The 13,177-nt window shown below is 61.1% G+C and carries 12 protein-coding genes; 3 read left to right on the plus strand and 9 right to left on the minus strand.

What is annotated here, in order from left to right; genetic code table 11:
- Positions 1-228: 228 nt before the first annotated feature.
- From hflX to dusB, 8 genes are all read right to left on the minus strand, one after another.
- Positions 229-1,659: a GTPase HflX gene (gene hflX / locus J3A65_RS10460; protein ID WP_209903444.1), complete on the minus strand. Its 1,431-nt coding sequence runs from the start codon at positions 1,657-1,659 to the stop codon at positions 229-231.
- Between the two features lie 2 nt (positions 1,660-1,661).
- Positions 1,662-1,904: an RNA chaperone Hfq gene (gene hfq, locus J3A65_RS10465; protein WP_007757453.1), complete on the minus strand. Its 243-nt coding sequence runs from the start codon at positions 1,902-1,904 to the stop codon at positions 1,662-1,664.
- Positions 1,905-2,010: 106 nt separating this feature from the next.
- Positions 2,011-2,874: a D-amino-acid transaminase gene (locus J3A65_RS10470; RefSeq protein ID WP_209903447.1), complete on the minus strand. Its 864-nt coding sequence runs from the start codon at positions 2,872-2,874 to the stop codon at positions 2,011-2,013.
- A gap of 6 nt (positions 2,875-2,880) precedes the next feature.
- The gene (locus J3A65_RS10475) at positions 2,881-4,245 is read right to left on the minus strand and encodes a sigma-54 dependent transcriptional regulator (RefSeq protein ID WP_062456399.1); all 1,365 of its coding nucleotides are present in this window, start codon (positions 4,243-4,245) and stop codon (positions 2,881-2,883) included.
- Positions 4,235-6,511 carry a PAS domain-containing sensor histidine kinase gene (locus tag J3A65_RS10480; protein WP_209901062.1) on the minus strand — a complete coding sequence of 759 codons (2,277 nt, stop codon included), beginning with the start codon at positions 6,509-6,511 and terminating at the stop codon, positions 4,235-4,237. Before J3A65_RS10480 ends, J3A65_RS10475 begins: the two co-directional genes overlap by 11 nt.
- A gap of 217 nt (positions 6,512-6,728) precedes the next feature.
- Positions 6,729-8,180, minus strand: a complete 1,452-nt coding sequence (gene ntrC, locus J3A65_RS10485) for a nitrogen regulation protein NR(I) (RefSeq protein ID WP_062456396.1) — start codon at positions 8,178-8,180, stop codon at positions 6,729-6,731.
- Positions 8,180-9,325 carry a nitrogen regulation protein NR(II) gene (locus J3A65_RS10490; protein WP_209901064.1) on the minus strand — a complete coding sequence of 382 codons (1,146 nt, stop codon included), beginning with the start codon at positions 9,323-9,325 and terminating at the stop codon, positions 8,180-8,182. The genes ntrC and J3A65_RS10490 overlap by 1 nt, the downstream gene beginning before the upstream one ends.
- Positions 9,322-10,344, minus strand: coding sequence for a tRNA dihydrouridine synthase DusB (gene dusB, locus J3A65_RS10495; protein ID WP_209903449.1), 1,023 nt, complete (start codon positions 10,342-10,344; stop codon positions 9,322-9,324). The genes J3A65_RS10490 and dusB overlap by 4 nt, the downstream gene beginning before the upstream one ends.
- A 147-nt stretch (positions 10,345-10,491) precedes the next feature.
- Between dusB and J3A65_RS10500 the strand changes: the two genes are divergently transcribed.
- Positions 10,492-11,715 carry a bifunctional 2-C-methyl-D-erythritol 4-phosphate cytidylyltransferase/2-C-methyl-D-erythritol 2,4-cyclodiphosphate synthase gene (locus tag J3A65_RS10500; RefSeq protein ID WP_209901066.1) on the plus strand — a complete coding sequence of 408 codons (1,224 nt, stop codon included), beginning with the start codon at positions 10,492-10,494 and terminating at the stop codon, positions 11,713-11,715.
- Entirely contained in the window at positions 11,712-12,209 is a 498-nt protein-coding gene (locus tag J3A65_RS10505) for a CinA family protein (protein ID WP_209901068.1), read from the plus strand. Before J3A65_RS10500 ends, J3A65_RS10505 begins: the two co-directional genes overlap by 4 nt.
- 12 nt (positions 12,210-12,221) lie before the next feature.
- Here the strand turns inward: J3A65_RS10505 and J3A65_RS10510 are convergent, their stop codons facing one another.
- Positions 12,222-12,674 (minus strand): type II toxin-antitoxin system RatA family toxin, encoded by a 453-nt coding sequence (locus J3A65_RS10510; RefSeq protein ID WP_062456381.1) that lies wholly within the window; start codon positions 12,672-12,674, stop codon positions 12,222-12,224.
- 304 nt (positions 12,675-12,978) lie between these two features.
- On the opposite strand from J3A65_RS10510, the gene J3A65_RS10515 reads away from it, so the two are divergent.
- On the plus strand, positions 12,979-13,176 hold the full coding sequence (locus tag J3A65_RS10515; protein WP_062580987.1) for a hypothetical protein: 198 nt from the start codon (positions 12,979-12,981) through the stop codon (positions 13,174-13,176).
- The last annotated feature ends 1 nt before the right edge of the window (position 13,177 follow it).

A 13,177-nucleotide genomic window follows, 5' to 3' on the forward strand; every position in this document is an offset into this window, starting at 1 on the left:
AAGCTTTGGTTGCTTCCGCCGCCCGTGAATTACGCGTAAACCCTATTTAATACTCAAATATTGTCAGTGCGTTAGCTTCGCGCCACGAAGATGAATACGTATCACAATGGAGCGTTACTGGACTGGCGTTTTCCGACATAGGTTCACAAAGCGAATTACCATCCGTATGGAGGGAAATACGCTCCCGCGAACCTTCGCAGCAGCTACAGGGAATGAAGAAGGAGCGTCTTACCGCTCCCACTCTTCCTTGTCCGGCTTTGCGCCGTTCCCGAGCCTGCGCTCCAGTTCAGAAGCCTGCCGATCCGTGAGTTTGACGACCAGCGTCACCGAGCCGTCCTCATTGTCCTCACGCTCGCTCACCACGGCATTGCCGTAGACCCAGGAGACGAGTGCCAGCTTATCGGCCGGGATCACGATCTCGGCCTCGGTCAGCACGCCGGAAAGCCGGTTCGAGACTTCATCGAGCAGTGCCTCGACGCCTTCGCCTGTGATCGCCGAGACGGCCATGATGTTGGCGCGCCCCTGGGCACGCTCGAACAGCGCGTCGTGGCTTTCCGGGTCGAGCCGGTCGATCTTGTTCCAGACCTCGATGATGCGCTTCTCGCTCTCCTTCTCGTCGATCCCGAGATCGGCGAGGATGCGCAGCACGTCAGCCGACTGGGCGGCATTGTCAGGGTCGGACATGTCGCGCACATGCAGCACGAGATCGGCTTCCAGCACCTCTTCCAGCGTCGCGCGGAAGGCGGCGACAAGGTGGGTCGGAAGATCGGAGATGAACCCGACCGTATCGGACATGATGACGGTGCGGCCATGCGGCAGCTTCATCCGGCGCAGCGTTGGATCGAGCGTCGCAAACAGCATGTCCTCGGCCAGCACACCGGCGCCGGTAATGCGGTTGAACAGCGTCGACTTGCCGGCATTGGTATAGCCGACCAGCGCCACGATCGGATGCGGCACCTTGCGGCGTTTGGCGCGGTGCAGCTGGCGGGTCCGCACGACCTGTTCAAGCTCCCTCTCGAGCTTGATGATCTTGTCCTGCAACTGCCGTCTGTCGGCTTCGATCTGGGTTTCACCGGGACCGCCCATGAAGCCCGCACCACCGCGCTGGCGTTCAAGGTGGGTCCAGGACCGAACGAGGCGGCCCTTCTGGTAATTCAGGTGAGCGAGATCGACCTGCAGCGTGCCTTCCTTGGTGGAGGCACGGCGGCCGAAGATTTCCAGAATGAGGCCGGTGCGGTCAATGACCTTGGCGCCCCATTCCTTCTCGAGATTGCGTTGCTGGACAGGTGTCAGCGGATGATCGACGATGACGAGCCCGGCATCCTTCTCGTCGAGAAGTGCCTTGATCTCTTCGATCTTGCCGGTGCCCATCAGCGTGGCGGGCCGCGGCTGACCGACGGTTACGATCATGCCTTCGGCGATCTCGAGATCGATCGCACGGGCAAGGCCGGTCGCTTCTTCAAGACGGGCTTCGTTGGATCGCTGCGGCGCGGCAGGTCTTGAGGGCGCAGGCGTGGCTGTCGCCTCACCCTGCCCGCTGCGTGCCCGGCTCTGTTTCAGCACAGGCACGATGACGACAGCGCGCATGTCGTCCCGGTGCTTTTCGGCTTCCGGGACTATTGATTCGTTCGAGGTATCGCGATTGGAGATTCTATCGATCCTTAAGCAGCGTTTTCTTCTGTCTCGAACATCTGCATCGGCTGGCCCGGCATGATGGTGGAGATAGCGTGCTTATACACGAGCTGCGAGTGTCCGTCACGGCGTAGAAGCACACAGAAATTGTCGAACGAGGTCACGACGCCCGTGAGCTTCACCCCGTTGATCAGGAATATCGTCAGGGAAATCTTCTGTTTGCGGACTGTGTTGAGAAACAAATCCTGCAGGTTCTGAGAACGTTCCGCCATAGCGTCGCTTCTTTCTTTCTTGCCGGTCATTGCCGGAAGCTGATCAAAATTTCTAGAGTTGAGCGGGAAACGCCCTCGTGTTTCCCTTCCCCTGACAGTCTGGTTATCAAATCGCCGTCTTCTCCGCAATCGCGAAAAAAGCGTCCCTTATATCGCTTGAGACGGTGCCTGGATGGCCGTTCGCGACGGGCTTACCATCGACCTCGACGACCGGAACGCAAATGCCGGTTGCGGATGTCATGAAGGCCTCGCGGGCGCCATGCATTTCGTCCACGGAGAACTCCCGCTCGACAAAAACCAGGCCGAGCTTCGCCGCAACGTCGATCGCCGTGGTGCGGGTGATGCCCTTCAGGATCCCATGCTCCGCCGGCCGCGTGACGAGCTTGCCATCCGGCGTGACGATCCAGGCATTGGCCGACGCACCTTCCAGCACCATGCCGTCGCGCGTCACGAAGATCGCGTCATGGGCACCCGCATCACGGGCCTGCTGCTTGGCAAGAACGTTGGGCAAGAGGCCGACAGTCTTGATGTCGACTCGATCCCAGCGGTTTTCGAGAAGCGTGATCACCTTGATGCCGGTTGCGTACTTCTTGGCAAGCAGCGACGGATCGGTGCTTTTGGCAGTGATCGTGATGGTCGGAGCCGTCCCCTCCGGCGGGAAGAAATGGTCGCGCTTTGCCGCCCCGCGGGTCACCTGCATGTAGAAGATGCCGTTGCGGACCCGGTTGCGGCGCAGCACCTCCCGGATGACGAGGGTGAGTGCCGCGCGGCTCATCGGCTGCACGATGCGCAGCTCGCTCAGCGACCGGTCGAGCCGGTTCAGGTGCCGCGTCAGATCTACGATCAGCCCGTCCCGGACCTCGCAGACTTCGTAGACACCATCGGCGAACTGGAAACCGCGATCCTCGATATGAACAGCAGCCTCGGAGTGCCTGACATACTGGCCGTTGACGTAAGCGATACGCATGATGATCCCTTACACGCCCAGCGACTTCAGTTTGCGGTGCAGCGCCGAGCGCTCCATGCCGACGAATTCCGCGGTGCGCGAAATATTGCCGCCAAAACGGTTGATCTGCGCGACGAGATAGTCGCGTTCGAACATTTCACGCGCCTCGCGCAGGGGCAGCGTCATGATATGCACATCGCCCTTCGATGAGACTTTCGGCAGCATGTCGCCGAGATCGGGCGGCAGCATGTCCGCTGATATCGCGGTGTCCGGACCGTCGGTGCGGGCAAGGATCATCAGCCGTTCGATATTGTTGCGCAGCTGGCGGATGTTGCCCGGCCAGTCATGCGCCTGCAGAACCGCCATGGCATCGTCACCGATCTTGCGGGCGCGGATGCCCGCCTGCTCGGAGATCTGGCGCATGAACATGTCGACCAGGAACGGAATATCCTCCCGCCGCTCGGCAAGCGCCGGCACCTTGACCGGCACGACCGCGAGGCGGTGATAGAGATCTTCGCGAAACGCCCCTTCGGCAATCAGGCTCTCGAGATTGAGGGCGGTGGACGAGATGATGCGGACATCCACCTTGACCCGCTTGGAACCGCCGACGCGTTCGAACTGCTGATCAACAAGTACGCGCAGGATCTTGTTCTGCGTCTCGCGCGGCATTTCACCGATCTCGTCGAGATAGAGAATGCCGCGATGCGCCTCTTCCAGCGCGCCGATCTTGCGGGGCTGGCCGGGGCCACCCTCGGTCCCGAACAGAGCGATCTCCATGCGGTCAGGCGTGATCGTTGCAGCGTTGAGCGCCACGAACGGACCCGTCACGCGCGAGGACTTCTTGTGGATCATCCGTGCCACCAGCTCCTTGCCGGAACCGGATGGGCCAAGGATCATGATGCGGCTGTTGGTGGGCGATACCTTCTCGATCGTCTGGCGAAGCTGCGACACGGCAACCGACGTGCCGACGAGTTCGGCGGCGTCACCGGTGCGGCGCTTCAGCTCTGTCACTTCGCGCTTCAGCTTGGAGTTTTCGAGCGCCCGCTCCGCAATCAGGATCAGCCGATCGGCCTTGAACGGCTTTTCGATAAAGTCGAAGGCACCGCGCTTGATGGCTGAAACTGCCGTCTCGACATTGCCGTGACCGGAAATCATGACGACGGGGAGATCCGGATGACGGGACTTGATCTCCTCGAGGAGCGCGAGCCCATCGAGCCGTGATCCCTGCATCCAGATATCGAGAAAGACGAGCCGTGGCACACGGTCGGATATCGTCGCAAGCGCGCTGTCCGCATCGTGGGCCGTTCGCGTTTCATGGCCTTCGTCGGACAGGATCCCCGAAACGATGTCACGAATGTCGGCCTCGTCATCGACGACAAGAATATCAGATGCCATATGCCAGTTCCTTATCGTTATTATCTGTGTTGGGCTTTGCCACCCGCTCGACATGCGGCAGCAGCACCCGGATCATGGCGCCCTTGCCATGATCGAAATCGTTGGGAGCATCGTGAAGCTCCAGCTGTCCGCCGTGCTCCTCGATGATCTTCTTGACGATCGCGAGGCCAAGGCCCGTGCCCTTCTCGCGCATCGTCATGTAAGGCTCCAGAATGCGGTGCCGGTTCTCGGTCGGCAGTCCGTTGCCGTTGTCGATGATATCGACGACGAACGTGTCCCGGCCTTTTTCGAGAGCAGCACGAACCATGATCTTGCGGCCGTCGCGCTCTTGATCGCTCGGCACCGCCTCGATCGCCTCGACAGCATTCTTGACGAGGTTTCCGAAAGCCTGGCCCAGCATGCGGGCATCGAACAGACCTTTCAGCGGTTGATCTCCGAGCTCGCGAATGAAGTCCACATGTGTCTCACCCATTTCGCGGAGGAAGATGGCATCGCGCAGGATATCGCGCAGGTCCGCATCTTCCTTGGCCGGCTTCGGCATGCGGGCAAACGAGGAAAACTCATCGACCATGCGGCCGATATCGCCCACTTGGCGCACGATCGTATCGGTGCACTGGTCGAACACGGCCCGGTCGCTGGGGTCGATCTGCTTGCCGTAGCGGCGCTTCAGGCGCTCGGCGGAAAGCTGGATCGGGGTGAGCGGGTTCTTGATCTCGTGCGCGATACGCCGCGCCACATCCGCCCAGGCAGTGGAGCGCTGCGCGATCACGAGGTCAGTAATGTCATCCAGCGTGATGACATAGGCATCCTGCGGCGAACGCTGCTCTTCACGGGTGACCTGGACGGAGAGCGTCCGCTCGGTGCCATTGCGCATCAGGTTGACCTGCTTGCGGAAATCACCACGCGAACGGGCGGTCGCCTCGGTCAGCACATGGTCGATTTCAGGCGCGACGTCATCCAGCGTCTTGCCCATCAGCTCCTCGGCAGGCGCACCGAGAAAGTCTTCCGCCGTCGGATTGACGATGGTGATGCGGCGGTCGGCCTCGACGCCGATGACAGCCGCGGTCACGCCCGATAGCACGGCTTCGATAAACCGGCGGCGGTCGTCGACCTCGTCCTTGGCCTCAAGGATTTCATCGCGCTGGCTGCGGATCTCGGAAATCATCTTGTTGAAGGTGCGCGACAGGCTGCCCACATCGCCGTCAACAGTGCGAACCGGGACGACGACGTTGAGATTGCCGGTCGCGACGCTGTCTGCCGCACTGATCAGCAGCCGGATCGGCCGCACGATACGGTCGGCGACGGCAATGGCGGCCCAGATGGCGGCCAGAAGCACGATCAGCGCAAAGCCGAGATAGAGCACCGCGAAGGCGACCTGCAGCGACATGCGCCCGGCTTCCATCGCCTTGTATTCGGCGGTGTTCTCCTCCATCAGCCGCATCGCGTTCATGACGCGCGGATCGACGGCCCGGATCGTGTAGAGAAAGGCGCCCGGGATCGTATCGATCTTGATGACGGCGCCAACCAGATTGGTAATGCCCGGCGGGATCAGCGTCGGCTGACCGGACGCAGCACTCTTGAGGGCATCCTGAGGAATGGCCGGCAGCGGCTTTTCCGTCTTGATGTCGGCCTGCGCGACCGCCTGGCCATCTTCCTGAACCAGGAAAGCGCCGAGCAGACCACGCCCCCGGGCCTGACGGGTCAGCAGATCGATGAAACCGGTCCGGTCGAGATAATACATCGCCCGGTTCCGCTCGAGGTCGTTCGACATCGAGACGGTCTGGCCCTGAAGGTAACTTGCGTTCTCCATCATATAGGCACGCGCAACGTCCTGCGACGACTGCACGATCGACTGCGTGCGCAGCGAAAACCAGCGGTCGAGACCGACGCTCAGCGTCAGGCTGGCGAAGATCGCAACCAGCACGGCGGGCGTGATCGCCACGAACGAGAACAGCACGACGATGCGCACATGTAGACGGGCCGCCGCACGGCCACGACGTCTGGCCTTTACCAGTCGTCCGACCTCTCTGCCGATCAGGTAGACAAGGCCCAGAATGAACAGCGAGTTGACCGCGGCAGAGGCTATGACGACATTCGTTGTCGGTGCCACCGGCGTAATGCCGAGCAGCACGAACAAGGTCAGCGTGGCGCAGATCAGCGCACCGCCAGCGAGCAACAGGCCCGGCAGCGCGAAAGATGCACGCCGATCGTGAACCACAGCTGCCGGCTCCGCTTCGGCCAACTGCAATGCAGCGCCATCCGTCATGATTAAAACCCCGGCCTTCGTGGCGTGGCAGGTGCGGATCTCTCATCCGGACGGAGACGCCAGTCATTCATTTGCAACGAAAACTCGCGCTGCTCGGCGGAGCTTGGAGGCTCAGACCGAAGCGTAAATCTGCGTGACGTTTAAGCAACGCTTTGTGGCGAAAATGCAACGATGAGGCCGGAGTGTCAAGCGATTGTGGCAAAAAAGCCGCTACCGCTTACGCACCGCGGGAGCTTCGATAGACCGAAACGCCCAGTTCCCGGATCTTCTTGCGCAGCGTGTTTCGGTTGAGACCGAGAAGATCTGCTGCCTTGATCTGGTTACCACGGGTGGCAGTCAGCGCGGCAAGGATCAGCGGATACTCCATTTCCGTCAAAACCCGGTCGTAAAGACCTGGCGGCGGCAGGTTTTCGCCGAAACCGGCAAAGTATGACCGCATGTTCTCTTCGACCGCCTGGGCAATGGTGAGAGACCCTGAACGGGCCGTCATCTTGTCGATCGGGCTATCCGGCACGTCGGAGCGTAGCTCCGTCTCGATGATCTCGCGGGTGATCACATCCTGTGGATAAAGCGCCATCAGGCGGCGCACGAGGTTTTCCAGCTCGCGGACGTTGCCCGGCCAGGCATAGGCCTTCATCGCATCCAGCGCTTCAGTTTCGAAACGCTTGCCGTCGAGACCCTCCTTCTCCGCCATCTGCATGAAATGGCGGACGAGATCGGGAATATCTTCGGCGCGATCCCTGAGCGGTGGAAGGCGCAACGGAACGACGTTGAGGCGATAGTAAAGGTCCTCGCGGAACAGACCCTGGTTGATGAGTTGTTTGAGGTCCTTGTTGGTCGCGGCAACGATGCGCACGTCGGTGCGGATCGGCGTACGGCCGCCAACCGTCGTGTATTCGCCCTGCTGCAGAACGCGAAGAAGCCGTGTCTGGGCATCCATCGGCATGTCGCCGATTTCGTCGAGAAACAGCGTGCCGCCTTCTGCCTGTTCGAAACGGCCGGTGGAACGGTTCTGGGCGCCGGTGAAGGCTCCCTTTTCGTGGCCGAACAGTTCCGACTCGATCAGATCGCGCGGAATTGCCGCCATGTTGATGGCCACGAAGGGGCCGTTGCGGCGCTTGCCGTAGTCATGCAGCGCGCGGGCGACCAGTTCCTTGCCGGTGCCCGACTCCCCGGTAATCATCAGCGTCAGGTCTGTCTGCATCAGACGCGCCAGAACCCGGTAGATTTCCTGCATCGCCGTCGAACGGCCGACCAGCGGCATGCCGTCCTGCGTATCGTCGTCGAGCCGGGCCGGCTTGCGCTTCGGCTCGGCCAGCGCCCGCCCGATGATGGCGATCAGCTCGGTGAGGTCGAACGGCTTCGGCAGATAGTCGTAGGCGCCCTTCTCCGAGGCCTTGATGGCGGTCATGAATGTGTTCTGGGCGCTCATGACCAGTACCGGAAGATCCGGTCTCGCCTTCTTGATACGCGGCAGAAGATCGAACGCATTCTCATCCGGCATGATCACGTCGGTGACGACAAGATCGCCCTCGCCGGCGGAAATCCAGCGCCACAGCGTTGCGGCATTCGATGTGATGCGGACGTCATAACCGGCGCGGGTCAGCGCCTGGTTGAGAACCGTGCGGATGGCTGCGTCGTCGTCTGCGACAAGGATCGTGGCAGTCATTAATCGCTTCCTGTGAAGTTCAAGGCGCGGCCATCGCCGCCTTCTTCCTTGTGCATGGGCATAAGAACGCGGAATATCGTCCGGCGCGGCTGGCTGTCGCATTCGATGATGCCGCCATGGGCACCAATGATCTTAGCAACCAGCGCCAGACCAAGGCCGGAACCGTTCGTCTTGGTGGTGATGAAGGGGTCAAACAGATGCGGCAGGATATCGGCCGGGACGCCCGGACCGTTGTCGATGACGCAAAATTCCAGCGGCAGCGAGATCTTCTCCCGCGTGCCGGCAACCGACAGGCGGATGCCCGGCCGGTAGGCGGTGGTCAGCATGATCTCCGCATCCGGCTGATCACCCACCGCTTCGGCGGCATTCTTGATGAGGTTCAAAAACACCTGCACCAGCTGGTCGCGGTTCGCATAGACCGGCGGCAGCGACGGATCGTACATTTCCGCGATTTTGATGTCGCGTCCGAACCCGGCCTTGGCGATGGCCTTCACGTGATCGAGCACGGAGTGGATGTTGAGCGCCATCCGGTCGATCGGACGCTCGTCGGAAAACACTTCCATGCGGTCGACCAGCGACACGATGCGGTCGGTCTCGTCGCAGATGAGCCGGGTCAGTGAGCGGTCTTCGTCCGGCACGACCGACTCGAGGAGCTGGGCCGCGCCGCGGATGCCGGAGAGCGGGTTCTTGATCTCATGCGCCAGCATCGACGCAAGGCCGGTGACCGATCGCGCCGCAGCCCTATGGGTCAGCTGGCGGTCGATCTTGTCGGCCATCGAGCGCTCCTGGAACACCACGACGACAGACCCCGGTTCGCTGACGACAGGAGCCACATAGAGGTCGACCAGCTTTTCCTGTCCGAGCCGCGGCGACGACAGGTCGACACGGTACTCGTTGACGGGCGCCTTGCGCTCGCGCACCTGATCGATCAGCGCAAGAAGCGGGCTTCCGAACGGAATGAAACTCGAGATCGTGTTCTTGGCCAGATGCGAGGCGCTGGAGCCGAAGAACGACTCGGCTTCCCAGTTGGCAAATGCGACCCTGCCTTCGGCATCGACAAGAATGACCGGGTTCTGAACGGAATTGAGAACCGCCATGGCCAGCGCTTGTCCCTGCGCGGCATCGGGTGCGGGAGACTTGGTCATGCTGCCTTCCTTGCCGACTCATCGAACGCACCGTCGAGCAGTGCCGACGACATTCTTTTCGAAACGTCGGTCGCGTTCTTCGATATCATGATTGCGCCCTTCTGATCTGCCGGCAGGTTCGGCGCGAACCGGTCGAGATACCAGCCGAGATGTTTCCTCGCGTGTCGAAGCCCGGCCTCACGGCCATAAAGCTCCAGCATCGCTTCGTAATGTTCAACGACGATGACAGCCATCTCCTCGCGGCCCGGTGCAGAAGCGCCGGCAAGCCATCCGATATGCCAGGGACGACCCTGCGCACCGCGTCCGACCATGACCGCATCGGCGCCCGAGCGCCGGATGATCTCGGCCGCATCTTCCGGCGTCTCGACATCTCCATTGGCGATGAGCGGGATCTTGATTTCATCGCGCACGGCACGAATGGCATCCCAGTCCGCCTTGCCCTCGTAGAACTGCATGCGGGTGCGGCCATGGATGGTGATCATCCGGGCACCTGCCTGTTCGGCGCGGCGCGAAATTTCCGGTGCGTTGATGGTGTTCTCGTCCCAGCCGAGCCGCATCTTGACGGTGACAGGCACGTTGACCGCCTTGACGGTCGCCTCGATCATCGACAGCGCGTGATCGGGATCGCGCATCAGCGCCGAACCGGAATAGCCACCCGTCACCTTTTTGGCCGGACAGCCCATGTTGATGTCGATGATATCGGCACCATTGGCTTCGGCGATCTTTGCCGCCTCCGCCATCCAGTGCGCTTCGCGACCGGCGAGCTGCACCATATGCGGCGTAATCCCTGTCCCCTGCAGCCGCGACCAGGATTCCTCCCGGTTCATCACCAGCTCGCGGCTCGCAACCATCTCGGTCACGACCAAACCTGCTCCGTGGCGCCAGGCAAGGGTGCGGAACGGCAGATCGGTCACGCCGGACATCGGCGCCAGGACGACCCGATTACGGATGGCGACTGGCCCGATATGAAAAGATGAGGATAGATCAGGGAGCGACAAATGATGATCTTTCGGGCAGATAATTCTTCTGCACTATTTTTATTCAGGAGTCATGCGTTTGCCAAGGGCAATTCACGAGCTGCGTTATTTTTAAGCGACGTGCTGGAATAAAGGCTTTTGGTCCTATAGTTCTGCGGCTGTCAACCTCCCACCAATTTCCGAGGGCTCATGGACGGCGAGATCTTCAAGATAGGCATCGTCATCGTGGCCGCTGGCCGCGGAGAGCGTGCGGGTGCGCCGGGAGACGGGCCGAAACAATATCGCCGTATCGGTGGCTTGCCGGTCATTCATCATACGCTGCAGAAATTTCTGACCTGGCCAAAGAGCGGCCCGATCGTCGTGGTCATTCACCCGGAAGACGAGGCGCTCTACGCCGCCTCGACGGACGGACTTGGCGGAGCCGAGAACATCATTGTCACCTTCGGCGGCGATACAAGGCAGCGCTCCGTCTACGAGGGCCTGCGGGCGCTTGCGGCAACGGAGGCGACCCACGTGATGATCCATGACGCGGCGCGCCCTTTCGTCGACCACGCACTGCTGGATCGCATTGCAGAGGGCTTTGCCGCGGGCAATGACGGAATCTTGCCGGCGATGGAGGTGACCGATACGCTGAAGCGTGGCGGATCGGACGGGCTGGTGCACGAAACGGTTTCGCGGGCGGGGCTCTATGCGGCCCAGACACCGCAGAGCTTCCGTCTCTCGGAAATTCGCACCGCGCATGAAAAGGCCGCAGCCCTTCGCCACGACGACTTCACCGACGATGCCTCGATCGCCGAATGGGCGGGCCTTGCCGTGACGATTGTGGAAGGCTCCGTCGACAATATCAAACTGACGCTGAAGCGGGATATCGATATGGCTGACGAAAAACTCACGCAGGGCAACCCTGCCCCACACTATCAGCCGGATGTTCGCACCGGCAATGGCTACGACGTCCACCAGCTCGTGTCCGGCGACGGCGTGACGCTGTGCGGGATCTTCATTCCGCACGATCAGAAGCTGAGCGGCCATTCGGATGCCGACGTGGCGCTGCATGCCCTCACCGACGCGCTGCTCGCCACCTGCGGCGCCGGTGACATCGGCGACCACTTTCCACCGTCCGACATGCAGTGGAAGGGTGCCGCCTCAAGGATCTTTCTCGAACACGCGGCGAAGATCGTCCGCGAACACGGCGGCACCATCATGAATGCCGATGTGTCGCTGATTGCGGAAGCCCCCAAGGTCGGTCCGCATCGTCAGGAAATGCGCGAAAAGCTCGCCGAAATCCTCGGCATCTCGCTCGACCGCTGTTCGGTCAAGGCGACAACCAACGAGAAGATCGGCTTTGTCGGCCGTGGCGAGGGGATCGCAGCGATTGCCACAGCCACCGTGGTGTTCGGATCGGTGCGGGCATGAGCCTCTTTCCTGATGATATCAAGGCACAGGCCCGGCGCATCATCGAGACGTTTTCGGCGCGCAAGCTGATGGTCTCGACGGCGGAATCCTGCACCGGCGGCCTGATCGCCGGAGCGCTCACCGAAATCGCCGGGTCGTCGGCGGTCGTCGACCGCGGCTTCGTGACTTATACCAATGACGCGAAGACAGACATGCTGGGAGTGCCCTCATCGGTGCTTGCAACACACGGCGCCGTCTCAAGGGAGACTGCCCTGCTGATGGCAACTGGCGCCCTGTTCCGCTCCCGCGCCGATCTCGCTGTTGCCGTAACAGGCATAGCAGGCCCCGGCGGCGGCTCGGCCGAAAAGCCAGTCGGGCTGGTCCATCTCGCAGCGCGCGGCCGGAACGGAAAGATCCTGCACCGGGAGATGCGCTATGGCGACATCGGCCGAACCGAGATCCGGATTGAGACCATCATGACAGCGTTGGACATGCTGCTCGAGGCGGCGGCCTGAGCCTGACCCCAATCAGGCGTAGATCTTGTCCGCGCGCGCTTCGAACGCTTCAGCAAACATGCGGAAAGCGCGGTCGAACATCGAACCCATCAGCGCGCCGAGAATCATGCTCTTGAATTCATAGTCGATGAAGAAGGCAACGGTGCAACCGTCGGAACCGTCCGTCGCCGGCTCGAACCGCCAGCGGTTATCGAGATACTTGAACGGACCTTCGATATATTTGACATCGATCGCCTGCTCCGCCGGATGCAGCAGGACCTGGGTCGTAAAAGTCTCACGGATCGCCTTGTAGCCGACGGTCATGTCGGCAAGCAGCAACTCCTTGCCGTCGCGTTCCTTGCGGGAACGGATCGACAGCGCTTCACAAAGCGGCAGGAATTCCGGATATTTCTCGATGTCGGCGACGAGCGCGTACATCTTCTCGGGACTATGCTTGACGGGGCGACGTATTTCGAACTTGGGCATGTCGTGGAGTTAATCGCGCACAGGCAGAAGATCAAGAAGCTGACGCATGTGTCGGTGCGATTTCAACATCAGGCGCGCCCAAATCCTGCGCTCTCGCTGTCGTCCAAAAAAATCGCCCCGCCCTCTGGCGGGTTGTTGCTTCAAGGCATATCTGGGACGTCGCCGCTCGGCTCGATAACGGGAGGCCCAAGATTAAATAATTTTAATGTCTCAGCAATGAAGTTGTAATGATCCGCGGGATCAATCCTGCGTATAACGCTTCACGGGAGATGACTGGCCTTTACCTGTCGGAAAGACGCATTCCATGGATGACTTCACGCAAATGATCAAGCTGCTCGAATCCGCCAAGCAACTGGCCGATATGAACCAGCTCCCCATGCTCGCCTATTTTGTGGAAATGGCGAAAGCCGAGACACGCGGACATCGCACGACGCTGCGCGAGCGCCGCCGCGGGCAGGACAAGAACCAGGATAAGATCGAGAAGATTCAAGCGGCCGAGTGAT

Origin of the sequence: Rhizobium sp. PvP014, from assembly GCF_017876855.1 — a bacterium.
GTDB classification, from domain to species: Bacteria; Pseudomonadota; Alphaproteobacteria; order Rhizobiales; family Rhizobiaceae; genus Neorhizobium; species Neorhizobium soli.